The sequence below is a fragment of the Acinetobacter sp. NIPH 817 genome, from assembly GCF_000368405.1.
GTDB lineage: Bacteria > Pseudomonadota > Gammaproteobacteria > Pseudomonadales > Moraxellaceae > Acinetobacter.
Window position 1 is genome coordinate 110,461 of the sequence record NZ_KB849418.1, and the last position, 24,969, is coordinate 135,429.

At 38.6% G+C, this 24,969-nt stretch carries 26 protein-coding genes; 14 read left to right on the forward strand and 12 right to left on the reverse strand.

The annotated features are described in order from the left end of the window. Positions 1-11: 11 nt before the first annotated feature. Positions 12-1,025 carry a methyltransferase gene (locus F968_RS00530; protein ID WP_004789226.1) on the reverse strand — a complete coding sequence of 338 codons (1,014 nt, stop codon included), beginning with the start codon at positions 1,023-1,025 and terminating at the stop codon, positions 12-14. Positions 1,026-1,088: 63 nt separating this feature from the next. Further along, positions 1,089-2,447, reverse strand: a complete 1,359-nt coding sequence (locus F968_RS00535; RefSeq protein ID WP_004789227.1) for a uracil-xanthine permease family protein — start codon at positions 2,445-2,447, stop codon at positions 1,089-1,091. A 176-nt stretch (positions 2,448-2,623) separates the two neighbouring features. Here F968_RS00535 and typA point away from each other — a divergent pair, with 176 nt between their 5' ends. The 3 genes from typA to F968_RS00550 all read left to right on the forward strand — a co-directional run bounded on the left by typA (position 2,624) and on the right by F968_RS00550 (position 5,635). Continuing rightward, on the forward strand, positions 2,624-4,453 hold the full coding sequence (gene typA / locus F968_RS00540) for a translational GTPase TypA (protein ID WP_004789229.1): 1,830 nt from the start codon (positions 2,624-2,626) through the stop codon (positions 4,451-4,453). A gap of 258 nt (positions 4,454-4,711) precedes the next feature. After that, positions 4,712-5,143 (forward strand): large conductance mechanosensitive channel protein MscL, encoded by a 432-nt coding sequence (mscL, locus tag F968_RS00545; RefSeq protein ID WP_004789231.1) that lies wholly within the window; start codon positions 4,712-4,714, stop codon positions 5,141-5,143. A 138-nt stretch (positions 5,144-5,281) separates the two neighbouring features. Beyond that, positions 5,282-5,635, forward strand: coding sequence for a gamma-glutamylcyclotransferase family protein (locus F968_RS00550; RefSeq protein ID WP_004789233.1), 354 nt, complete (start codon positions 5,282-5,284; stop codon positions 5,633-5,635). Positions 5,636-5,645: 10 nt separating this feature from the next. On the opposite strand, the gene F968_RS00555 is transcribed toward F968_RS00550, so the two are convergent. Together F968_RS00555 and mutM are read right to left on the reverse strand one after the other, a co-directional pair. Beyond that, on the reverse strand, positions 5,646-5,936 hold the full coding sequence (locus tag F968_RS00555) for a peptidylprolyl isomerase (protein WP_002051379.1): 291 nt from the start codon (positions 5,934-5,936) through the stop codon (positions 5,646-5,648). A 19-nt stretch (positions 5,937-5,955) separates the two neighbouring features. After that, positions 5,956-6,780 (reverse strand): bifunctional DNA-formamidopyrimidine glycosylase/DNA-(apurinic or apyrimidinic site) lyase, encoded by an 825-nt coding sequence (gene mutM, locus F968_RS00560; RefSeq protein WP_004789235.1) that lies wholly within the window; start codon positions 6,778-6,780, stop codon positions 5,956-5,958. Positions 6,781-6,855: 75 nt separating this feature from the next. On the opposite strand from mutM, the gene F968_RS00565 reads away from it, so the two are divergent. From F968_RS00565 to F968_RS00580, 4 genes are all read left to right on the forward strand, one after another. Beyond that, positions 6,856-7,422: a DNA-3-methyladenine glycosylase gene (locus tag F968_RS00565; protein WP_004789236.1), complete on the forward strand. Its 567-nt coding sequence runs from the start codon at positions 6,856-6,858 to the stop codon at positions 7,420-7,422. Positions 7,423-7,556: 134 nt separating this feature from the next. Then, positions 7,557-9,686, forward strand: a complete 2,130-nt coding sequence (locus F968_RS00570) for a TonB-dependent receptor family protein (RefSeq protein WP_004789238.1) — start codon at positions 7,557-7,559, stop codon at positions 9,684-9,686. A gap of 9 nt (positions 9,687-9,695) precedes the next feature. Then, on the forward strand, positions 9,696-10,805 hold the full coding sequence (locus tag F968_RS00575) for an NADH:flavin oxidoreductase/NADH oxidase (protein WP_004789240.1): 1,110 nt from the start codon (positions 9,696-9,698) through the stop codon (positions 10,803-10,805). Positions 10,806-10,861: 56 nt separating this feature from the next. Beyond that, complete coding sequence (locus F968_RS00580; protein WP_004789242.1) at positions 10,862-11,785, forward strand: AEC family transporter; 924 nt, start codon at positions 10,862-10,864, stop codon at positions 11,783-11,785. 33 nt (positions 11,786-11,818) lie between these two features. On the opposite strand, the gene F968_RS00585 is transcribed toward F968_RS00580, so the two are convergent. The 4 genes from F968_RS00585 to F968_RS19475 form a co-directional block, all read right to left on the reverse strand. Beyond that, the gene (locus F968_RS00585) at positions 11,819-12,643 is read right to left on the reverse strand and encodes a tetratricopeptide repeat protein (protein WP_004789245.1); all 825 of its coding nucleotides are present in this window, start codon (positions 12,641-12,643) and stop codon (positions 11,819-11,821) included. 183 nt (positions 12,644-12,826) lie between these two features. Then, positions 12,827-13,537, reverse strand: coding sequence for a DsbC family protein (locus F968_RS00590; protein ID WP_004789247.1), 711 nt, complete (start codon positions 13,535-13,537; stop codon positions 12,827-12,829). Positions 13,538-13,683: 146 nt separating this feature from the next. Then, positions 13,684-14,406 carry a CAF17-like 4Fe-4S cluster assembly/insertion protein YgfZ gene (locus tag F968_RS00595; protein WP_004789249.1) on the reverse strand — a complete coding sequence of 241 codons (723 nt, stop codon included), beginning with the start codon at positions 14,404-14,406 and terminating at the stop codon, positions 13,684-13,686. Between the two features lie 59 nt (positions 14,407-14,465). Beyond that, positions 14,466-14,582: a hypothetical protein gene (locus F968_RS19475; protein ID WP_081399432.1), complete on the reverse strand. Its 117-nt coding sequence runs from the start codon at positions 14,580-14,582 to the stop codon at positions 14,466-14,468. 41 nt (positions 14,583-14,623) lie between these two features. Here F968_RS19475 and F968_RS00600 point away from each other — a divergent pair, with 41 nt between their 5' ends. The 4 genes from F968_RS00600 to F968_RS00615 all read left to right on the forward strand — a co-directional run bounded on the left by F968_RS00600 (position 14,624) and on the right by F968_RS00615 (position 16,558). Beyond that, positions 14,624-15,073, forward strand: coding sequence for an SRPBCC family protein (locus F968_RS00600; RefSeq protein WP_004789250.1), 450 nt, complete (start codon positions 14,624-14,626; stop codon positions 15,071-15,073). Between the two features lie 139 nt (positions 15,074-15,212). Continuing rightward, positions 15,213-15,569 carry a DUF488 domain-containing protein gene (locus tag F968_RS00605; RefSeq protein WP_004789253.1) on the forward strand — a complete coding sequence of 119 codons (357 nt, stop codon included), beginning with the start codon at positions 15,213-15,215 and terminating at the stop codon, positions 15,567-15,569. A 91-nt stretch (positions 15,570-15,660) separates the two neighbouring features. Then, complete coding sequence (locus tag F968_RS00610) at positions 15,661-16,005, forward strand: zinc ribbon domain-containing protein YjdM (RefSeq protein ID WP_004789255.1); 345 nt, start codon at positions 15,661-15,663, stop codon at positions 16,003-16,005. A 211-nt stretch (positions 16,006-16,216) separates the two neighbouring features. Next, a complete protein-coding gene (locus F968_RS00615) occupies positions 16,217-16,558 on the forward strand; it encodes a YegP family protein (protein ID WP_002116533.1) in 342 nt (113 codons plus the stop codon). Positions 16,559-16,611: 53 nt separating this feature from the next. On the opposite strand, the gene F968_RS00620 is transcribed toward F968_RS00615, so the two are convergent. The 4 genes from F968_RS00620 to F968_RS00635 all read right to left on the reverse strand — a co-directional run bounded on the left by F968_RS00620 (position 16,612) and on the right by F968_RS00635 (position 23,313). Continuing rightward, positions 16,612-18,327, reverse strand: coding sequence for a proline--tRNA ligase (locus F968_RS00620; protein ID WP_004789258.1), 1,716 nt, complete (start codon positions 18,325-18,327; stop codon positions 16,612-16,614). A 58-nt stretch (positions 18,328-18,385) separates the two neighbouring features. After that, on the reverse strand, positions 18,386-21,484 hold the full coding sequence (locus F968_RS00625) for an efflux RND transporter permease subunit (protein ID WP_004789260.1): 3,099 nt from the start codon (positions 21,482-21,484) through the stop codon (positions 18,386-18,388). A gap of 15 nt (positions 21,485-21,499) precedes the next feature. Continuing rightward, positions 21,500-22,609, reverse strand: a complete 1,110-nt coding sequence (locus tag F968_RS00630) for an efflux RND transporter periplasmic adaptor subunit (protein WP_081399433.1) — start codon at positions 22,607-22,609, stop codon at positions 21,500-21,502. Between the two features lie 68 nt (positions 22,610-22,677). After that, complete coding sequence (locus F968_RS00635; protein ID WP_004789264.1) at positions 22,678-23,313, reverse strand: hypothetical protein; 636 nt, start codon at positions 23,311-23,313, stop codon at positions 22,678-22,680. A gap of 285 nt (positions 23,314-23,598) precedes the next feature. Between F968_RS00635 and pilG the strand changes: the two genes are divergently transcribed. From pilG to F968_RS00650, 3 genes are read left to right on the forward strand one after another with little or no spacing between them, the layout of a single operon-like run. Then, positions 23,599-23,982 carry a twitching motility response regulator PilG gene (gene pilG, locus F968_RS00640; protein ID WP_000389061.1) on the forward strand — a complete coding sequence of 128 codons (384 nt, stop codon included), beginning with the start codon at positions 23,599-23,601 and terminating at the stop codon, positions 23,980-23,982. A gap of 23 nt (positions 23,983-24,005) precedes the next feature. Further along, entirely contained in the window at positions 24,006-24,368 is a 363-nt protein-coding gene (locus tag F968_RS00645; protein ID WP_004789266.1) for a response regulator, read from the forward strand. A gap of 59 nt (positions 24,369-24,427) precedes the next feature. Then, entirely contained in the window at positions 24,428-24,964 is a 537-nt protein-coding gene (locus F968_RS00650; RefSeq protein WP_004789268.1) for a chemotaxis protein CheW, read from the forward strand. The last annotated feature ends 5 nt before the right edge of the window (positions 24,965-24,969 follow it).

The window sequence follows — 24,969 nt, forward strand, 5'->3', positions numbered from 1 at the left end:
TACATAGTTTGTTATGCACAGGCATATAACACCTTAAAGCCTTGAAGATCAGTTTTAATCTGGCACTGACCAAAGTGCTTCTCAATTAAGATCGGATAGTTTAAAAAACGGTTTGCTACAATCCATAGCTCACCTGATGCCTTTAAATGTTTTTTAGCGTTTTGGCAGAGTCCTTCACTTGCATCATAGTTGGTATGAATACCTTGATGGAAAGGAGGATTACTGACAATGGCATCGAGTTCTGTTGGAGCGTCTGCAATACCTGTAACAGGCTGCAATCTCAACTGGTCTGAACCTATTCCATTTCGACTAAAAGTCATTTCCGTTGACCGTAAAGCGAAAGCATCAATATCTAGGGCATGAATAATATTACTCGAATTTATTTTTGCCAAATAGCAACTGATAATTCCAGCACCACACCCGAAGTCGGCAATTCTACCTGATTTCACTTGATTAAGATAAGGGAGTAAAACAGCAGTTCCGACATCTAAATGATTTTGGCTAAAAACACCGGGAAGGGCACAAATCGTAAGCTCTTGTTCATTAACCTGAACAGTATAGGTTTTAAGCCATTTTTCTAGAGGTTTAATTTGTTCTGTTTTCTCAATCTTTAAGTGCCATAGCTGACAGTGACGTGCACTATCAAGTTTTAGTACTTTGCCAAAGCTTTGTAATTGTTTGGCCGCTCTTTCTACGCCACCTTTTTTTTCACCGACTAAAAAAACCGATTGATTGGTTTTAAGATGGCTCATCACTACATGTAATATGTAATTTAAGAGTTCTTTAGATTTTGGAACAAAAATAATTGCTTGGTCGAATTCTTGTGAGGGAAACTCAACTGAGAAGTGAGCTTTTGTTCCACTATTTATAAATCCTTGATAGTCGGCATGGTTCCATGTCCAGACTGACGCATCAGTCCCAGCTGGTAATTGACTGACTAAGGCATCATTCGGTGCATTAATTAACAAGATACTACCTTTTAAATAGTCTTGCTGTCTTAATACCACTTCACTTCTAGGATCCATGTACATCTCTCATGAAGAAGAATGCCCAGTGGGAGCTGGGCAGTAATCAAAATTAAAAGTTAGTTATTTATGCGTTTCAGGAAGCACAACATTTAAAATTAATGCGGCTATACCACCTGTTGCCACGCCAGAGCTAAAAATATTTTTAAACAATTCTGGAAGATGCTCTAAAATTTGAGGAACTTGAGCAACACCCAAACCTAATGCAAGTGAGATGGCAATAATTAATAATGCTCGGCGATCAAGGTGAATAGATGAAAGAATATTAATGCCTGATGCAGCCACGGCACCGAACATCACCATAACAGCGCCGCCTAAAACTGCTTGAGGAACTGCTTGTATAACACCAGCTACCGCAGGAAAGAGACCTAATAAAATAAGTAATCCAGCAATCCATATACCTACGTAGCGGCTAGCCACACCAGTGAGTTGAATTACACCATTATTTTGAGCGAAAATAGAACTTGGGAAAGTGTTAAATAATCCAGCGAGTAAAGAGTTTGCACCATTTACTAATACACCACCTTTAATGCGTTTCATCCATTCAGGACCATTAACAGGTTGGTTAGAAAGTTTACTGGTTGCTGTTACATCACCAATGGCTTCTAAAGAGGTCACCAAATAAATGAATGCCATTGGAATGAATAAGCCCCATGAGAAGCTCAAACCAAAGTGCATTGGTGTTGGAATTTGTACGAGAGGTGCATCTTTAATACTAGAGAAATCTAGATGTCCCATAAATCCAGCAAGAATGTAGCCAATCACTAGTGCGATTAAAATAGCTGAGCTTTTAATCCAAACCACTCGAATACGATTGAGTACAATAATAATCGCAAGTACGGTACATGACATAATAAGGTTGTCTGCACTTGCAAAAGTATGGTCTTGCATGGCCTGGTAACCACCACCCATACTAATCAAGCCTTCTTTAATAAGCGTTAAGCCAATTAATAAAACAACAATACCAGTCACCAAAGGAGTAATTAGTCTCTTTACCCATGGAAGAATTTGCGAAACACCCATTTCAATAAAGGAGCCAGCAATTACTACACCGAAAATTGCAGCCATAACTTGGTTGACTGGTGTTCCTGCGGCAACCATTGCACTACCAATACCAATAATAGGACCAATAAAGTTAAAACTTGTGCCTTGAACAATAAGAAGACCTGCACCAAACGGACCAACTTTTTTACATTGTAGAAATGTAGCAATACCTGAAATTACCAAAGACATCGATAAAATCATGTTGGTTTCGGTGCGTGAAACGCCTAAAGCTAAGCAAATTAAAAGGCCTGGTGTAACAATTGGTACAATAATCGCAAGCAAATGCTGGAAAGCTGCTAAAAAAGCGATCAAAGGTTTTGGTCGATCATTTAAACCATAAACAAGGTCTAAATGGTCTTGAGAGTGTTGATTGGACATGGGTGTAGGTCTGCCGCAATTTTGCAAATTGGCGCTATTCTAATCGAGATAACTATCTTTACAAAACGAAATACAGGCTATTGGAAATTTTTTTGTCAATGTCAATAAACTGTCACTACTAAAATCTATAATTTTTCTGTATAATTTGCCCTCAAGTTTCAGGCTTATCGAATTCTATGTCAGATATCAAAAATCTCCGCAATATTGCAATTATTGCCCACGTCGACCACGGGAAAACCACACTTGTCGATAAATTACTTCAACAATCAGGTGCTCTTGGTGATCGCGCTGGTGAGATTGAGCGTGTCATGGATTCGGGCGCTATTGAAAGTGAACGTGGTATTACCATTCTTGCAAAGAACACTGCAATTAAATGGACCGATGCTCGTACGAATACAGAATACCGTATTAATATCGTCGACACCCCGGGACACGCCGACTTCGGTGGTGAAGTTGAACGTGTAATGTCGATGGTTGACTGTGTATTGTTATTGGTTGACTCTCAAGAAGGTCCAATGCCACAAACTCGCTTTGTAACTCAAAAAGCGTTTGCTCGTGGTTTAAAACCAATCGTAATTATCAACAAAGTTGACAAGCCAAGCGCGCGTCCAGACTGGGTGATTGACCAAGTATTTGACTTGTTCGACAACCTTGGCGGTTCTGACGAACAGCTAGACTTCCCAGTTGTTTATGCATCTGGCTTACGTGGTGTTGCTGGTCCTTCTCCAGAAGAATTGGCTGACGACATGACGCCATTATTCCAAACAATCGTTGACATTGTTGAACCACCAGCAGTTGATGCTGATGGTCCATTCCAAATGCAGATCTCTTCACTTGACTATAACAGCTTCGTAGGTGTTATCGGTGTTGGTCGTATTCAACGTGGTTCAATTGGTTTAAATACACCTGTAACTGTCATTGATAAAGATGGTAAGACACGTAACGGCCGTATCTTAAAAATTATGGGTTACCACGGTCTAGAGCGTGTTGATGTTGATTCTGCTCAAGCAGGCGATATCGTATGTATTACAGGTATTGATGAACTTCATATTTCTGACACGATTTGTGATCCGAAAAATGTTGAAGCTTTACCACCATTATCTGTAGATGAACCTACAGTAACAATGACTTTCCAAGTAAACAACTCGCCGTTTGCAGGAAAAGAAGGTAAATTCGTTACTTCACGTAACATCCGTGAACGTTTAGACCGCGAATTAATTCACAACGTAGCATTACGTGTAGAAGACACTGACAGTCCAGACCGTTTTAAAGTATCTGGTCGTGGTGAACTTCACCTTTCAGTTTTAATTGAAAACATGCGTCGCGAAGGTTTCGAAATGGGCGTATCTCGTCCACAAGTAATCTTGAAAGAAGTTGACGGTGAAAAACAAGAACCTTACGAAAACGTTACATTTGACGTTGAAGAACAGCACCAAGGTTCTGTAATGGAACAAATGGGTAACCGTAAAGGTGAAATGACAAATATGGAAGTTGACGGTAAAGGCCGTATCCGTATTGAAGCAACTGTACCTTCACGTGGCTTAATTGGTTTCCGTTCAGAGTTCTTGACTATGACTTCTGGTACAGGAATCATGACTTCAAGCTTCTCTCACTACGGTCCGATGAAACAAGGTACTGTTGCGAAGCGTCAAAACGGTGTGTTGATTTCTATGGTTCAAGGTACTTGCCTTGGCTATGCATTGTTCAGCTTGCAAGACCGTGGTCGTCTATTCGCTAAACCACAGTTAGAAGTTTACGAAGGTATGATCGTAGGGATTAACTCACGTTCAGACGATATGGTGGTGAACCCAACTAAAGCTAAACAGTTAACTAACGTACGTGCTTCTGGTACAGATGATGCTTTAACTTTAGTACCTGCAATTGAATATACGCTTGAACAAGCGCTTGAGTTCATTGAAGATGATGAATTAGTTGAAGTAACACCTAAGTCAATCCGTATCCGTAAGCGCTGGTTGACTGAAAACGAACGTAAGCGTAACAAATAAGTTATTCTTATCTTCGGATGATAAAAACCGCTGATTTCGATCAGCGGTTTTTTTAATCGTTCTATTTAGAATTAAACTAAGCTTAAAATCATATTTTTCTTATCAGAGAATATGTTGTTAAAGTGTGAGATAGTTTTCTTTTTTTTGATAAAAATATTAAATTATCAATATCATGGCGAGTACTATCTAAATCGATAAGATGCCATTGAAAAAGAAAAATATGACGTGTTTCGGCCCCCGACATCTGGAGATGTTTAGATGAGTATTATTCAAGAATTTAAAGAATTTGCCATTAAAGGCAATATGATGGATTTAGCCATTGGTGTGATTATTGGTGGTGCTTTTGGCAAAATCGTGGACTCTTTAGTAAAAGATATTATCATGCCAATTATCAGTGTGATTACTGGTGGTGGTGTTGATTTTTCACAGAAATTTATTGTGCTAGGAGCCAACCCGACCAATCTGCAATCTTTAGATGCTTTGCAAAAAGCAGGTATCAATGTTTTAACTTATGGTAATTTCCTCACCATTTTAATTAACTTCCTAATTTTGGCTTGGGTCGTTTTCTTAATGGTGAAATTATTAAACAGACTTCGTCGTGATAAGAATGAGCCAGAAGCTCCAGCTGCAACTCCTGAAGATATTCAATTATTGCGTGAAATTCGTGATGAGTTAAAAAAGCAAGCTTAACAATATTCTGAATTAAAAAACGGTACCAAGAGTGCCGTTTTTTATTACTTAGTATTTTATACTGGACTAAAGATATTGATAAAATAGACAGGCTACCGATAGGCTCAACTACGTACATTGTAAAAAGGATATAAATAAATGAATCAGCTTTTTGTGTATGGCACTTTATGTCCGAATAAAGCAAATGCTCATATTTTAGAGCAGATTGGTGGTGACTGGACGAAAGCTAGTGTGCGAGGAGTGATCCATATTTTAGATTGGGGACCAGATAAAGGCTTAAAAGCGCTTGAGTTAGATTCGCAAGCGGATTGGGTAGAGGGTTATTTGTTTAGTACGGAAAAACTTGCTGAAAACTGGCAAATGCTTGATGACTTTGAGGGTTTTCAATACCAGCGTGTTATCGCAGATGTGAAATTAGAATCGGGTGAGTGCGTTAAAGCCTGGACATATCAACTGAATGCACAGGCTCAAGCTTCTGAAGAAAATACTTAAATTAATCGAATTAACGCAAGCTACCCATTCTGAATTTAACTTCTAAAAGATGATAGCCAAATTGGCTTTTGATTGGGCCTTGTAGCACACGTTCAGCAGCTGTAAAAACAACTTTGTCAATGACAGGCACTAATTGCCCTTTTTTGACTTCACCAAGTTCACCACCACGCTTTGCCGAGTTACAGGTGGAATATTGTTTAGCAAGCTTGGCAAAATCAGCACCACTTTGTAGCTTCTTTTTTAGCTGTTCGGCTAAGTCTTTATCTTTGACTAAAATATGTCGGACAATTGCTGTTTGCATGTTGTCTTCCTCCAAAAAATTAAGGCTTTCTCAGCTTTTTAAGCGGTTGGCACTGTGGGCAAAATACGCTGGCACGCTGACCAAGTTTCAAGTTTTCTAATGTGGTTTCACAGTTAACGCACATTTCTCCAGCACGACCATAAGCAAGTAATGTTTGCTGGAAATAACCATTTTCACCCATGGCATTGCTGTAGTCGCGTAAAGTCGAACCACCTAAATCAATTGCTGACTTTAGAATTCGTTTAATTTCGACAACCAATTTCTCAATCTGTTGCATACTTAAATCACCAGCAGGTTGTGCTGGGTGAATGCCAACATTAAATAAGCTTTCAGTTGCATAGATATTGCCTACACCAACGACTACATGATTATCCATAAGTGCAATTTTTATGCCGACAGCCTTATTCTTGAGTTTGGAAGCTAAATATTCTGCATGAAAGTCAGCACTTAAAGGCTCAGCTCCCAAAGTATCTATGAGTTTGCCTTGAGTTTCAGGATTAAGCCAAAGGATGCAACCGAAACGACGAGGGTCATGATAACGTAACTGCTGATCTTCAAATTGAATAATCAGATGATCATGTTTTCTTAGTTCATCATGTGGCTCGGTCAGACGAAAGCTACCTGACATGCCTAAATGCCAGAGCATTTGATCTTGTTCAAACTCTGCCAAAATATATTTTGAACGTCGATTTAACCCAATGAGACGTTGCCCAACGAGTTTTTGAATGTCATCTGGTATAGGCCAACGTAAGCTCGGATTACGTACTTCAACATTTAGAACTTTTTGATTCAATAGAGGAAATAAACTGGTTTTGGTTGTTTCGACTTCGGGTAACTCAGGCATGCCAACTCGCAGAATTAACAGATATACTGGATTAATCAAGTATAACGTGTGGTATGTAATATTTCAGAGATTACTATGTCAGATATTTTACCATTAAGCTGGTTTCAACGTGAAACCTCAGAAGTAGCTTATGACTTAATTGGCTGCGTATTATGTAAGCGACAACCTGATGGTCAAGTCATCCGTTGCACAATTAGTGAAACAGAAGCTTATTTGGGTGTTCGTGATAAAGCTTGCCACAGCTACAATGACAAGCGCACAGCACGAACAGATGTAATGTATCGCTCTGGCGGTACGATTTATGTCTACTTAATTTATGGCATGTATGAAATGCTCAATCTGATTACTCAGACAGAAGGTATTCCTGAAGGGGTAATGATTCGTTCTGCATTTTTAAGTGGTGCTTCAACAAAAAAAGAATATAAGCTTCTAGCTGGACCCGGCAAATTGACACGTTATTTAGGTATTGATCGATCTTTAAAAGGCCAGACTTTGGGTGAAGAATCTGGTTTGTGGGTGGAAGCAGCATCAATACAGCCAGAAGTGGTATTGACGCCACGGATTGGAATTGATTATGCCAAAGAAGCAAAAGATTGGCCTGAACGATATTGCTGGAAAGACCATCCATCTTTGAGTCGATAATTCTAATCTGGAAATCAATTTTTAGATATCGATGAAGAGTGTTCTAGATTTACAACAATGCAGATCGAATTCTATATCCAGACAAGACACCGCTTTTTGTTATGATAACTACAATATAAATAAAGGAAATAAGCATGTCCTTATTACGCTTAGACCGACTTCATTACTGTATTTTGATGAGTATGGGCTGCATTTCTAGCCCACTTGTTTGGGCAGAAGACTTAACCCAAGACGTGACTGTATTGCCAACGTTACATGTGGAAGCAACGCGTACTGATACCACCTATTTGCAGACGCCGGCTTCGGTTTTTCGAATAGATGCACCTCAAGTCGATACTTCTTCACAAGTAAATTTAACCGAAGTTGTAAAGGGTATACCGAGTTTACAGCTTCGCAATCGTGAAAATTATGCACAAGATTTACAGTTATCTATGCGTGGTTTTGGTGCACGTTCAACTTTTGGTGTTCGAGGCATTCGCCTGTATGTGGACGGTATTCCTGCTACGATGCCAGATGGACAGGGTCAAACGTCTAATATCGATTTAAGTAGTTTGGATCATGTTGAAGTTCTAACGGGACCTTTTTCATCGCTATATGGAAACTCATCTGGCGGGACAATTTTAACGTCTACTAAAGAAGGGCAAGGGAAGGACTCAATTGAGCTGAGCTATTCGGGAGGCAGCCACGATAAAAGCAGAGCAGGACTCGTGCTACAAGGCGGGGCAAAGGGCGCGAATGAACCAAGCTATGTTATTAGTTCATCATATTTCGATACGGATGGTTACCGAGAACATAGCGGTGCAGAAAAAGTATTAAACAATGCAAAGCTCAGTTGGAATCTTGATGATGGTAGTAAAATCAACTGGGTGACCAACTATGTCAAAATCCATGCAGACGATCCGCAGGGCTTGACCCGTGATCAGTGGAATGCCAATCCGAAGCAACAAGTCCCATTTTTAAAGCAATTTAATGTCCGTAAAGATATTGAGCAGACTCAAACGGGTGTGACTTGGTCTAAACCGATTAATGACCATAATGAGCTTTATGCGATGGCATATTTAGGTAATCGCCAAGTGACTCAATATCAATCTATTCCTAAGTCAACACAAGATGCGAATGTAAATCATGCGGGTGGAGTGATTGATTTTGAGCGTAATTATTATGGTGCCGATTTCCGTTGGACAGGTAAAGAGTTGCTTCCAAATACCACTGTAAGCGTTGGTGTTGCACTTGATGCAATGGATGAAGACCGTAAAGGTTTCGAAAACTTTAATTTAGTAAACGGTCAGCCTTCTTATGGCGTCAAAGGTAATCTACGCCGTGATGAAGACAATACTTTGTGGAATATTGACCCCTATTTGCAAGCTTCATGGCAGTTCTTACCAACATGGCGTTTAGATACAGGTGTACGCTATAGCAATGTCCACTATAAGTCGGAAGATAACTATTTAAGCAATGGCGATGATAGTGGTAAGACTGATTATAATAAAGTTTTACCTTCTGCTGCTTTAAGCTGGCAAATTATACCTGAGCTTATGGCCTATGTGAGTTATGCCAAAGGCTTTGAAACACCAACTTTTACTGAAATGGCATATCGACCAGACGGAAAAAGTGGTTTTAATTTTGATTTAACGGCATCAACAAGCGATACCTATGAAACGGGCTTAAAATCACAAAACTATTTAGGTGATTTTACTTTGGCGGTATTCCAGACTAAAACCAAAGATGACATCGTTTCTGCAGGTAGCTCAAATGGCCGATCAACCTTCCGCAATGCAGATAAAACCTTGCGTGAGGGGGTAGAATTTGCATGGAATAAAAAGTTGTGGAGAGATTTAACAGCGACTGCAAGCTATACATATTTAGATGCAACTTTTGATGCTGATATTCCAGCTTTAGGGAATATTGCTCAAATTCCATCAGGCAATGTCATTCCGGGAATTGCCAAAAACCAAGCTTATGCCTCTTTGGCTTGGCAGCCGTCGCACGGTCTATATGGTGGTGTAGATGTACAGTATATGGATAAAGTATACGTGAATGATACCAACAGTGACGCAGCACCGAGCTACAGTGTAACCTCAGCTAATGTTGGTTATGCATGGGTAAGGGGCGATTGGAAAGTGAATAGCTTTGCCCGTGTCGATAACCTATTTGATAAAAACTATGCAGGTTCAGTGATCGTAAATGATGGTAATGGACGCTACTTTGAACCAGCGGATGGACGTAACTGGAGTGCAGGTTTACGTGTAATTAAGCAATTCTAGGAATTAAAAATGGCAAAATTATTTGAAACGGTTAACTTTGGTTCACTACAACTGGTCAATAGAATTGTAATTGCTCCGATGTGCCAATATTCGGCAACAGATGACGGTGAAATTACCTATTGGCATGAACAGCAATGGGCAAATTATGCATTGTCTGGTGCAGGGCTCTGTATTGTGGAGGCGACTGCTGTACAGCCTGAAGGTCGAATTAGCTATGCTGACCTTGGACTGTGGAATGATCAGCAACGTGACCAAATCAAAACGTTGTTAGCTAAGGTTCATACACTTTCACCGATGCCATTTGGAATTCAGTTAGCACATGCAGGCCGTAAAGCATCTACTGAAAAACCGTGGTTAGGTAAAGGTCAGATTGCAAAAGAACAGCCTCATGGTTGGCAAACGGTTGCTCCAAGTGAAAGTACCTTTTCAGTGCATGATGTAGCGCCCCATGCTTTGACCATTGCTGAGATTAAACAAGTTCAACAAGACTTTGCAGCAGCAGCAAAACGTGCGGTAGAGGCTGGATTTGAGTTGATTGAAATTCATGCGGCGCATGGTTATTTACTACACCAATTCTTATCGCCAATTGCCAATCAGCGAACTGATGAATATGGCGGTTCTTTAGAAAACCGTATGCGTATGACCCTTGAGATTCTTCAGGCAATTAAACTCGCTGTACCAGAAGGTTATCCTGTAGGTGTTAGATTGTCTGCGACCGATTGGTTAGAAAGTATTGAGCATTGGAATATTGAGTCTACAGTGGGTTTATCAAAAGCTTTAGAGCAATTGGGCGCAGCATACGTGCATGTGTCTAGTGGTGGTTTGCACGAGCATCAATCTATTACGATTGGGGCGGGCTACCAAGTTCCTTTTGCTGAACAAGTCAAAAAGCATGTGTCTATTCCAGTCATTGCTGTAGGGTTAATTACTGAGCCAGAACACGCTGAACAAATTTTGGAAAACCAGCAAGCCGATGCTATTGGTCTTGCTCGTGCAATGTTATATGACCCAAGATGGCCTTGGCATGCAGCCGCCGCTTTAGGTGCAGAAGTTAAAATTGCACCTCAGTATTTGCGTTGCCAACCTCATGGATTAAAACAGCTTTTTAACTCTTTTTAATTGTATTGGGCAAAGTCATCTTTGCCCATTTTTCTTTCGCTAAGTGAGGACGGTCAGTGGTTTTTCAGGTTATTTTACCTATCTTGATATTGCTATTGATGGGCTATGTTTGTGTTGTCATCAAATTGGTAACACCTGAACAAATCAGGGCACTTAGCGCATTCGTAATTAAAATCTCCTTACCCGCATTTTTAATTCACTCATTGGCGAATAAAAATTTACAAGATATTTGGCATCCCGCTTATTTTATTGCTTATGGCGGAGGGTCCTTAATTTTATTTTTCTTGGCTTTCATTCTCTATCGAAAATATTTTAAAAATAGCTTAACTCATAGCGCCGTCATCTCGATGGGTGCATCTATGTCCAATACTGGATTTATGGGAACGGCTATTTTGACCATGCTGATAGGTAATCATGCTGCGATCTATATTTCTTTAACACTTATTATTGAAAATTTATTGATTGTGGCGCTCATGCTGATTTTGGCCGAAGCGGGTTTACATCAACAACAAAATCTTTTACCGCTTCTAAAACAAACTTTTTTAAATTTACTCAAGAATCCTGTAATTATTGCTATTTTGGTTGGGATGGGATGCATTCTTTTAGATGTTAACCTTCCTACAACGCTTGATCAATCACTAGAGTTACTTGGGCGTACAGCTTCACCTTTGGCTTTGTTTGCCATTGGCGGAAGTCTAGTAGGTATTGGAATTACAACAGTAAATACAGAAAGTGTTTTGTTGGCGATATTGAAAGTTATCCTCATGCCATCCGTGATTTTTTCACTCTTTTTGATCACTCCCAATGTAAGTCGTGAAATGCTTTATGCAGGAACATTAATTGCTGCTTTACCAATGCCGATTGCTTTTGGAATTTTTGGACAAGCCTATGGCTTAAATGAAAAAGCATTAACACCGCTTATGATTAGTACGATTGTTGGTTTTATTGGTGTTAGCGGGCTGATTGCTTTGTGGTGGTAAAAGAAAAGCCCCATGAGGGGCTTATATCATTCATTATTTTTTCGGTGCTGGCTGTGTTGGAGCATTGGCAGCCTGTTTGCTCTTTTCTGCAATAATCTTATCAACCGAAGCTAACGATTCTTTAGCATTTGGAACATTTTGATTGGCAAGTTCAGTAAAAATCTTTTTTGCTTGCGGTAGATTTTGCGGAATGATATTGCCATTTGCCATCATGGTTGCTAAAGCCATAGAAGCAGGTGCATAACCTTTTTGTGCAATTGACTGTAAAGCCTCAATGCCTTGGCGTTTCATTAAAGGATTTTTATTTTCAACCCCTTGGCTAATATCGTAAAGTGCTTTGACCTGAATCGCAGGGTAGTTGCCTTTTCGAATTAAAGGTGCCAATTTTTGCAGGGCGATTTGATGTGACTGCGGTTTTTTCTGAGCAAATAAAATCGTCGCAATTTTTACAGTTGCATCATCAGAACCTTGAGCAGATGCCTTTTGAACATATTGACTGAATTTATTGCTATCTTTAGCAACGCCTAATTCACCAGTCTCATAAATTTGTGCAAGCGTATAACTTGCTTGGGCATAGCCTTTATTTGAAGCGTCTTCATAGTATTTAAGGGCTTTAGAAGAGTCTTTTGCTGTACCTTGGCCCATTTGAGTCATATAGCCTAAGTTATAGATAGCTTGGGCATTACCTGATTGAGCTAAGCGTTGCATTTCCTGAAATGCAGCAGAATAATTTTTTGCTGCATAGAGTTGTTCAGCTTGTTTGAAAACATCGGTTTTCGCAGCAGTCGCTGTGTTATCAGCTGCAAAAATTGATGCACTTGAAAGGGTGATTAGGCTTGCGATTAGTAATTTCTTCATTTCTTTTTAACCTTTTACTTCGTAGCTACATCAATCCATTGATGCATGAAAGAGTTTCAATTTCTCATCATAAATATTGATTGATGAAAGTAAACAGCCGATTTGTATATAAAGCACTGCACTTTGGGCAAATTGTGGAGAAAAATACCCACCCACATTCATAAAACGGAGTGGGTAATATTGTTATTTTGCTGACTGAAGTAGTGCTTCAATTTGCTTGGCATCAGTTGGTACGCCAGAGAGTCTTTGGCCATCTTGCAAGAACAGGGTAGGTGTTCCATCGATATTTAATTTTTGACCTAAAGCGATATTTTTCTGAATTGGGCTTGAGCAACTCTTGCTACTCGTCGGCAATTTGCGATTAAGCATGTAGTTTGTCCAAGCTTCTGACGGATTTTTTGAACACCAGATTTGATTTGAAACTTTTTCAGCATTTGGATGCAAACTGGTGAGAGGATAAAGGAATACATATACCGTTACGTTATCAACCCCAGCCATATTTTGTTCTAGACGCTGGCAATATGGGCAATCAGGGTCACTAAAGATATAGATCGTACGTTCGCCTTTACCTTTTACATATTTAATGGCCTGATTTAATGGCAAACTTTTAACGTCAATCTTACCCAATTCGGCAATTCTTTCTTCAGTCATATTTTTTTGTTGTTTGATGTCGACTAAATTACCAACAAAGAAGTACTTCGCATCTTGGTTTGTATAGACAATGCGGCCGCTTGTATACACTTCATAAATGCCTTGTACAGGAGATTGATAAACACCTTTTACAGGCAAATCGGGATAATTCGTCTTAAGATTTTGTTCAAGTGTTTTAACATCAGCGTGAGCAGAACCGAAAATAGCCAGACCCAACATGAGTGTAGCAAGTTTAGTTTTCATCTTTTTTCTCTTGAATTACAACAGGGCTAATGATGGCATATAAAGCTTAAAAAATTGACGTTCTAATATAATGAAATCATTAGTGTTTTGTATCTATAAAAAAGCCCACTAACTTAGCAGTGGGCAGTTTTAACTAATAAAAGTTATTATTGTGGTCTTGCTACGTCGCCACTTAAAGCTTCTGGTAACTCAAGAACTTGAAGCCCTAACTCTTGAAGAGCAGCAGGTTTAGCTACAACTAAAGCAACATAGCCTTCATCATTTGCAATACTATTAACGACTTCTACATCGTTATTTAATTGAGTTGCTGAAGCTGGTGCTTCACCTGTACCTTGCACAAGATGTAACCAGTGTTTTGGTTTTGCTTTAAACCAAAGGCGTGCCACAATTTCCTGGCCTAAGTAACAGCCCTTGTCATAATTGACGCCTTCACGTTGATGTAAACGTAATTCCTGTGGTTGGAATTCATGTTCAGTTGTCTGTGTAATCCAAGCTTGACCAGTCATAATGGCTTGTTTTTGCCATTCAGAAATATCAGTTTCAGTCGTCGTGAACTCAGTTTGATGATTCACTACTTTTGGGAACACAATGCCTTGTTCGCTTAAGGTCATTTTTGAAAAGGCGCCATACTTTTTAATGTGTTTGGCAAATTCTTCAGCTTGATCTTGAGTAACTACAATTTCAAAACTTTCAGCATTAATTTTCTTTAGCCATAAGCCAAAATGAATACGACCTTTAAGATCACAAATAGCTGTATAGCGAGTTGTATTTTCAGCTAAACGTTCAGTATCTACAGTAACTTGGCCTTGTAAAAACTTTTGTGCATCTACACCGTTTAAAGCATATGAGGAGAAAGCGAGCAGACTCATGATTAATCTCAAGTTCAATATGTTTCTTTATGATTGCTGACTATTTTGCTCCATTTTTACTAAAAAATCAGCCATAGTTTTCGTAAATTGATTTTGTTCTGCACATCGCTTTTTAGTTTGAAAAAACACCAAAAATATACGTTTGGATAAATTGAAAGGTTTAAGCTAATAACGATAATTTCAATAATTTTAGGAAAATTAAAATAAGGAGAATACGATGACAACAGGAACAGTAAAATTTCATCGTGTGTTTAAGGCTCCAGCCGAGCGAGTCTATCGTGCATTTTTAGATCCAGATGCTTTAGTAAAGTGGCTGCCACCTCATGGTTTTACTGCCAAGGTTCATAGTTTTGATGCAAATGTTGGTGGCTCATACAAAATGAGTTTTACCAATTTTTCAACAGGTTTAACACATGCTTTTGGTGGAACATATGTGGAATTAATTCCAAATGAATTAATTCGCTACAACGATCAATTCGATGATCCAAATTTACCCGGAACTATGCAAGTCACTATTACATTAAAAACGGTAATGGTGGGTACAGAAGTGCACATTACACAAGAAGGAATACCTGAAGTTATTCCTGTAGAAGCCTGCTATTTAGGATGGCAAGAATCACTATCTTTACTCACATTATTAGTTGAAGCTGAAATTCCCGACCAATAAAAAGTTATTTTTTAGAGCCACATAGAAAAGTGAGTAGATTTATTTCTGCTCACTTTTTCTTTTTGAGCTTTATTCTAAATGAATAAAATATAGAATAATTTTATAACTTCAAAATATGAACAATATGCAGAGAAAAACGATGGATATACATATTAAAAGAATTTATGAAAAGGCCGACCCTAGTGACGGTAAGCGAATTTTGGTTGACCGCCTATGGAGCAGGGGAATTAGTAAAGAGAATGCTCATTTAGATTTGTGGCTAAAAGAAGTGGCTCCTTCAACTGAACTTAGAAAATGGTTCCATGCTGCAACGCCAGATCATTGGGAAGAATTTAAGCAGCGTTATTTAAAAGAGCTTGAAACCAACTCCGCAGTTGAAGAACTGCAAAAGATTGTAGATGAGCATACAGTTACGTTTTTATATTCAGCAAAAGATGTTGAAAATAACCATGCAATTATTTTGAAAGAATATTTATTAAGTAAAATCTTAAAATGAATATATAAATTTTTTTTTGGTAAAAGTCTTTTATTTAAAACTTTAAAAAATGAGTTGTATCTCGCATAATATACTTTTTGAGATTTTTTTCATGTCTTTGCCAAACTGCCCAAAATGCCAATCAGAATATACTTACCAAGATGGCGACTTATTGATTTGTCCTGAATGTTCACATGAGTGGAAAGAAGGGGAAGCATCGCTTACCGAAGAACAAGAAATTATTAAAGATGCGAATGGAAATGTATTAGCTGATGGCGACAGCGTCACTGTAATTAAAGACTTAAAAATTAAAGGTTCATCTTCAGTCGTTAAAGTCGGTACAAAGGTAAAAACGATTCGTTTAGTTCCAGATGCAAGTGATGGCCATAATATTGATTGCAAAATTGATGGCATTGGTCAGATGAAATTAAAATCTGAATTTGTAAAAAAAGCTTAAACTGTTAATTATTATTACATTTCAGCAGAGATAGATGTTTATATCTCTGCTTTTTAAATTTCTAACATCATTCTAATTTTATTACGAAAAAGTATAAAAAATGGGCTATTCAAGGAATGTTTGCGGCTTTATATTGTTATTAATAACAAAAAACTTTCGTCCAGAATAATAACGAAAGTCATACCCACACCAACAAAAAAATGAGGTTTTTATGGCAGGATGGTACGAAATTTCACAAGCGAGTGATGGACAATATCGCTTTATCCTAAAGGCAGGTAATGGTGAACCTATTTTAAATAGCGAGCTATATAAGGCAAAAGCCTCTGCTGTAAATGGTATTGAATCAATTCAGAAAAATAGTGGTGATGACGCCCGATATGAGCGTTTAACTGCAAAGAATGGGAAACCTTACTTCAATTTAAAAGCTGCAAATCATCAAATTATTGGCACGAGTCAGTTCTATGCAAGTGAAGCTTCACGAGATAAAGGAATTGAGTCGGTTAAAAACAATGGTTCATCAACCAATATCAAAGACTTAACGGTTCAGGCATAAGATTGAGTTAAAAAAAAGCAGCTTTTCGAAGCTGCTTTTTTATTTAGTATTTATTAACGTGCTAACTTAGCTAAAAGCTCTTCTTTCGTTAAATTGCTCGCTTCAGTATCTCGGCGGCCTTTATATTCAAAAGTACCTGCATCAAGACCTTTTTCACCAATAACAATACGGTGTGGAATACCCATTAATTCAAGGTCAGAGAATTTAACGCCTGGGCGTTCATTACGATCGTCAAGTAATACGTCAAAACCTTGAGCTTGAAGTTCTGCATAAAGTGATTCTGCTGCTTCAAGAGTACGTGGTGATTTGTGCGCATTCATTGGAACAATGGCAATTTCAAAAGGTGCAATGGCTTGAGGCCAGATAATACCTTTATCATCGTAGTTTTGTTCAATTGCAGCTGCAACAACACGTGTTACACCAATACCGTAACATCCCATGGTTACTGTAAATGGTTTGCCATCTTCACCTAGAACTTTACAGCCTAAAGCTTCAGAGTATTTAGTACCAAGCTGGAAAATATGACCTACTTCAATACCACGTTTAATTTGTAGTGTGCCTTTGCCATCTGGAGATGGATCGCCTTCAACCACATTACGTAAATCAAAAACTTCGCTAATTTGCGCATCACGTTCCCAGTTTACGCCAACTGCATGTTTGTCCGCTTCATTTGCACCAGCAACAAAGTCAGAAAGAACAGATGCAGCACGGTCAACAATAACAGTCAAACCTTTTTCGACTAAACCTTGTGGACCAGTAAAGCCAGCAGTTAAACCAAATGCTTGAAGTTGTTCTTCAGTTGCAAAAGTAAGAGGAGCCGCAACTAAAGGATGCTTCTCAGCTTTAATCTCATTAAGTTCGTGGTCGCCACGTACAAATAGAGCAACGACAGGAACATTACCTTTTTCATCAGCAACGCCTTGAACCAATAATGCTTTAACAGATTGCTTTGGATCAGCATTTAAGAATTGGCAAACATCATCAATCGTTTTTTGGTTTGGTGTTTCAACCAATTTAAATTCTTGTGTTGGCGCTGCGCGTTCACCAACTAAAACAGCCTCAGCCATTTCAACGTTTGCTGCATAATCAGACTCAGTTGAAAATGCGATGTCATCTTCACCACTAGCAGCCAATACGTGGAATTCGTGTGAAGCTGAACCACCAATAGAGCCTGTATCAGCTTGAACTGGACGGAAATCTAAACCTAAGCGAGTGAAAATACGGCTATAAGTGTCGTACATCACGTCATAAGTTTCTTGTAATGATTCTTGAGTTGCATGGAAAGAATAAGCATCTTTCATGATGAACTCACGTGAACGCATTACACCAAAACGTGGACGAATTTCATCACGGAATTTGGTTTGAATTTGATAGAAATTTACAGGAAGTTGCTTATAACTTTTAAGTTCGTTACGCGCCATGTCTGTAATAACTTCTTCATGCGTTGGCCCAAGTACGAATGGGTTCGTATGACGATCTTTAAAGCGTAATAATTCAGGACCATATTGTTCATATCGACCCGATTCTTCCCAAAGACTTGCGGGTTGAGTCACGGGCATGAATACTTCCATTGCGCCTGAGCGGTTCATTTCTTCACGAACAATCGCATCTACTTTTTTAAGCACACGTGTTCCCATCGGCAGCCATGTATATAAACCAGATGCCAATTTACGAATCATCCCCGCACGTAACATGAGCTGGTGTGAAATCACTTCAGCATCATTTGGGGTTTCTCTCAACGTTGCAAATAAAAAGCGGCTTGCGCGCATGGAAAAAGTCCTAAAAGTTAAGCGTTATAAAAACGCAGATTATACGATAATCGCTGCATTATGACATGAATCGTCGAGTTTGACGCAGCATAAAGTTTTTCAAGTCATCTAGATAAGTGAAAATGACGGGTACAACCACAAGAGTCAATAGGGTAGAGGTAATTACTCCCCCAATCACAGCGTGAGCCATTGGTGCGCTTTGCTCACCGCCTTCACCAAGACCTAAAGCTAGAGGAACCATCCCCATCACCATGGCACTTGTTGTCATTAAAATTGGACGTAAACGAGTTTTACCCGCTTGTAAAATAGCATCGTAACGGCTTACACCCTGATCCATTGCTTTCTTAATAAAGTCGATAAGCAAAATCGCATTTTTGGTGACGAGCCCCATCAACATGATAATACCGATAATCGAAAATAGGTTTAGTGTACTTTTGAACAAGAATAGGGCAAGAAAAACACCAATAAGTGACAATGGTAAAGAGGTCATAATTGCAGCAGGATGAATAAAGCTATTAAACTGAGAACCTAAAACAATATAGATAAACACAATTGAAAGGGTAATGGCTGTTAATGCATATCCAGCAGATTCAGCCATGTCGGCATTTGCCCCTTGAGTATCAAATGTATATCCAGCAGGTAGTTTAAAAGCCTTTTGCATTTTATCGATGTCTTGACCAATGTCACCACTAGGTCGTCCTGAGGTATTTGCCTCAATCAGTACTTCACGCTCAAGATCACGTCGGTTAATTTGTGAAGCACCGAGTTTTTCTTCGGTTGTTGCAACTGCGCTAAGTGGAACTAATATATTTTGCCCAGTCGCATTGGTCTTATTGGAATTGAGATATAGATTCTGCACATCTTGTGGAAGCATACGTTTATTTTCATTTAAACGTACATTCACATCATAATTTTCGCCATCGCGATCTTCCCAAGTTGTGACATTATCACCCGCAATTAATGGGCGAATAGCGTTGGCAATCTGAGAAACAGATAAGCCTAAGTCACTTGCCAGTACACGATTAATATGGACACCTAGAGTCGGCTTTGGTTCTTTCAATGAGCTTTCTAAATCAACTACACCTTTAATTTTTTCCATTTCAGCAATAAAACGATCTGAAATTTTCTGTAGCTCATTTAGGTCAGATCCTTTAATAGAGATCATGATTGGCTTTTGTCCGCCAGAGACAGAATCTTGCGCTGCTGCAACAGAAGTCACTCGAATACCCGCTACACTTTGCAAACGATCACGGAACTCATTGTTGAGTGTATTCAAATCTGAGCTACGTTCTTGTTTTGGCTTTAAGGTCACGCCTAAACCTGCATGGTTTTTACCAGAGTCTACTTCACTGTTGACCACGCCATAAGTAGAAACCACATCGGGGAACTGTCTAATAATTTGATCGACTTGATGTAATTTCGCTTGGGTATATTCCAAAGAAGCATCTACAGGAGTTTCGAACTGAATACGAACTTCACCTTTATCTGGGGTAGGTACAAACTCAGTTCCAATTAGTTTAGACAGTCCTAGTGCAGCAAATAATGAAACAATTGCAATAATGACTGTGATGAAACGGAAACGTAAAGCCAGCTTTAAGAGCTTTTCATAAACATGAGTAAGTCGATCTAACACATTAGAAATATGGTTAAAAAAGCGTTGTAGCCAATTATCTTTTTTCTTAACCGGATCTTTCCAGTGAGCAGAGAGCATTGGATCGAGCGTAAAACTAATAAACATTGAAATTAAAACGGCTGTACTCACCGTTACGCCAAACTGATAAAAGAAACGTCCAATCAACCCACCCATGAAGGCGACAGGTAAAAATACGGCTACAATAGTAAGAGTGGTTGCGAGTACAGCTAAACCAATTTCTTTTGTGCCTTCTAGGGCAGCAGTCACATGATCTTTGCCAAGTTCAGTATGTCTTACAATGTTTTCCCGAACCACAATCGCATCATCAATTAAGAGCCCAATACTGAGTGATAGGGCTAATAGCGTCATCATATTAATGCTGAAACCAAAAGCCCAAATGAAAGTTAAGGTTCCTAGCAAAGTAATCGGTAAGGTTAAGCCTGTAATAATGGTAGAGCGGAAAGAGCCTAAAAATAATAGAACAATTAAAACTGCTAAGGCAGCACCTTCAATAATGGTACGGGTCACATCTTTAATTGAAGCGCGAATTCCTTTGGAGCTGTCGGCCACAACTTTGTAGTTTAAACCCGCAGGCATTTGTGTTTTTAATTTCTCTAAAGTTTGGTAAGTTTTATCGACAACCTGAATTACATTGGCATCGGAACTCTTTAAAATATCGACAGAGACCGCTGTTCTTCCATTATAAAATGCGCTTGATTGTAGTTCGGCTTGAGTATCTTCAATCGTTGCAACTTGCTTTAGAAAAATTGGTGAACCATTTTTATTGGCAATCACCAAATCACCAAAAGCAAGTGGATGAATAACCTTTGATTGAATCTGTACAACCAGTTCAGAATTCTTTTGTTGTAAGGTTCCTGCGGGAACTTCAATATTTTCATTTTTTAGCGTATTAATGACCTGATCAATGCCAATGCCGTAACTTTGCAATTGCTCAGGAAGAATTTTTATTCGTATTTGCCGTTTGGCATCCCCCAATAAATTCACATTACCGACACCAGACACGGTTTTAAGCTGCGGCACAATACGTTTATCTACATATGAACTTAGTTGAGCCAGACTCATGCTATTTGATTCAAATACAACTGACATGATCGGGCTAGAAGAGGGATCGTAACGTTGTACAATCGGTGTATCAATTTCATCACGAAATTGGGCTGTGACCGGAGCAATTTTGTCACGAACATCTTGTGCTGCAAGGGCCGATGAAGTGTCGAGATTAAACTCAGCCACAATCATTGAAAAGCCTTCACTTGAGCGTGAAGTGATTTGTTTAATCCCTGAAATTGTATTGATCTGATCTTCGAGTTTTTTTGTAATATCTGATTCGACAGCTTCAGGTGAAGCACCAGCATATTGCGTAGTCACTACTACGAATGGGAAATCGACGTTCGGAAACTCTTCCACCGTCATACGTTTCCAAGAAGCTAACCCGAGTACCATTAAGCTGAGCATCATCATAATAGTAAAAACGGGGTATTTCACACTGATTCGAGTAAACCACATATGCTATTTGCTACCTTATTTATTTTTTTCGGTTGTAACCGTCACTTTTTTATTAATGTCGGAATCTTCAAATTGAATACGGCTCACTAGATCTGTGCGTTGTAGGCCATCAACTAAAGCAATATTGTCGTTATAGCGCTGTTCAATCACACGAATTTTAACTTTTTGAATGGTTTGATTACGTACCACCCATACAAAAGGATCATGTTGCATATTTTGAATGCTGTCTAAAGGAATCGTTTGGCCTTGCTGAGTGTCATTGCGGAGAATATTTCCATTAATGAAAGCGCCAATGCTTAACGAATCAATTTTTTCTTTAGGAGCGGCAAAGAATTCGATTTGTCGGCTGTCTTGATCTGCAACAGGTGAAATACGTGTAAGCGTCGCATTTAACTGTTTAGAATTTCCCTGAATCTGATATTGAATACTACTACCCACTTTAAGAGCAGACTGCTGTTCAATTGGTAACTTGGCTTGTATTTCAAGTTGGTCTGGATTTACGATTTCAAATAATGTTTGACCAACTGATACAGTCTGACCAGGTTCGACTTGTCGTTTAGTAATGACGCCTGAAATTGGACTAGTAATAATGCCGTCTTGATCAGCCTTACGAGCAATATCAACATTCGCTTGTTGAGCCTTTACACTTTCAAGTTGCCCTTTATAGTCAACCTGACTCTGTTCAAACTCGACACGAGCAATAAATCCTTGATTAAAAAGTCTTTGCTTTCGGTTCATTAAATTGCGTGCAAGTTCAGCTTGTGACTGAGCTGATGCGAGGTTAGCGCGCGCTTGTGCTAATCGTGCAACATTGTCTTGATTATTCAATCTCACTAAAACTTGGCCTTTTTGTACCTGTTGACCAACATTTGTAGTTACAGTCGCCGCCGTGGCACTCACTTGAGCCTGAATTGAACTTTGCTGAACCGCACGGATGGTTCCTGTAAATGCAGTTTGAGAGTCAAGTGCTCCTTCTTTAACTGCAATCAGGTCTTGAGGAATGAGTGCAATTTTTGCTGGGGCTGATGCCGTTGTTTTATTGGTTTCTTGCTGATTACATGCAGCTAAAATCAAACATAAACTAATAATACTCAGTTTAAAAATAGTGGAAGGGGTGAGATGCATCTTGTGCATACAGCATCATCCTATAATTCAAATTTTATTTTGCCCCTATTCTTGATAAACCTTTACAGTTATTCAAGCTTTTTTAAACGTTCGATAATGTTTTCATACTCGCTATTGGTACGTTTATAATTCTTGGAAAGTGTTTCAAGTGTCTGTTTGACTCTGTAAATATTATTTAGATTGTTTTCAATCAAAGTCTTATGTCGTTCAGGAATGACTTCTCTCTTTCTGAAATATTCCATTTCTTGACGCTTAAATAAAATTTTGTCTTGTTGTAACTGGTCGAGTTGTTCCTCTTGATAGTTAATTTGCTTCTTTATAGCAAGTAATGCTTGATCTCTTTTAAGCATGGCTGTCTTACTATTGCTATAAGCATTTTTTAATTTGATATCTAGTTCTCTATGCCGTGCCGATAATGCTCGTTGTCCTGATTGATTTAAATCAGCCTCGGCACTATAAGAGTGGTTTCTTTTAATCACCTGCATATTTTGATCTAGAACTTCATAACCATAACGAATGTGAGCAGGAGTGACAGATGTACTGATATTGGCCGTACCGTGTTGATCATAATAACGATACCAGACCACTTTATAATTATCCGCTAGAGCTAAGGTCGTTGAAAAACAGAGTGAACCGAAGGAAATAATGCCTATAGATACAGACAAGCAATTCCTATAAAAGGCATATTTCATCCGATTATTCATTGAATATCCCCAAAAAAAGAAAGCTAAATTGCTTATTTTTAAATAATTAATCTTTAATATATTAGTTATTATTTAGCTGAATAAAAATATAGTCATTATAAAAAAAATGATAATTTTAATTAAAGTGTGATGAGGTTAAAAGTTATTGTTTATAAATGAGAAAGTAGACAAAAATGCCTCATTGAAAATAGACTGTGAGATATGTTAAAAATGCGTATAAATGCGTAAAAACAAATTTAAGTTAAATTGCATTTATATTTTATATTTATGGGGATGGAAGATTAAATGGAAGATGCATTCCAAAATCTGAAAGTAATGGTAATTGATGACTCAAAAACCATTCGCCGAACAGCCGAAACTTTATTACAGCGAGAAGGCTGTGAAGTGATTACTGCGGTGGATGGATTTGAAGCTTTGTCCAAAATTGCAGAGGCAAATCCAGATATTGTTTTTGTCGATATCATGATGCCTCGTTTAGACGGTTATCAAACTTGCGCTTTGATTAAAAACTCTCAAAATTATCAGAACATTCCCGTTATCATGCTCTCTAGTAAAGATGGTTTATTTGATCAGGCAAAAGGGCGTGTGGTAGGTTCAGATGAATACTTGACGAAACCTTTTAGCAAAGACGAATTGTTAAACGCGATTCGTAATCATGTAAGTTCATAATTAAGTAATTTAAGGGCAAAGAAATGGCACGTATTCTTATTGTTGATGACTCACCAACAGAAACTTATCGTTTTAGAGAAATTCTAACCAAGCATGGCTATGATGTACTTGAAGCATCTAATGGCGCAGATGGTGTAACTTTAGCAAAAGCCGAACAGCCTGACTTAGTGTTAATGGATGTTGTTATGCCTGGGGTAAATGGTTTTCAGGCAACACGCCAGATTACCCGCGATGAAGACACTAAGCATATTCCAGTTGTGATTGTGAGTACTAAAGATCAGGCAACTGACCGAGTATGGGGCAAGCGTCAAGGTGCAATCGATTATTTGATTAAACCTATTGAAGAAAAGCAATTGATTGATGTAATTAAACAATTTCTAAATTAACTCATCCATCCATAAAAACATAAATAACGGGATTATCTGCCCGTTTTATAGGATCGAGTATGGCAGCGAATGGATTTATCGAGTTACTTCGTTTGTCTAAACGGGGTAATAAGAATTACGCTTCAGTTCAAAATGAAGCACAGCGATGGTCAGGGATTGCTTTTGAAATGAGAGGGCAATACTTCGTCGCACCACTTGGGGAAGTGTCAGAAGTTATCTATCCACCGAAATATACGCCAGTTCCAAATGCTCAAAGTTGGGTAAAAGGTTTAGCGAACATTCGAGGAAGATTGCTTTCAGTTTCTGATTTGCCTCATTTTATTTCAGGGCAACGAAGTATATTTTCGTCTGCCCAAAAAGTGTTATGTATTAGTCATCACGACCAGTATGTGGGGTTGGTTGTGGATCAGGTCTTGGGGATTCAGCACTTTAATAAAAAAAGTTTTTTTTCTCAAAGCTTAGACTTAGAGGAAAACCTAAAAGATTATTGCCAAGGTTATTTTCATCAACATAACCAGCATTGGCATGTCTTTTTATTTAGTCGTTTATTGCAAAACCCACATTACATGAATGCATCGACAAAATTTATAAACTAATTTTT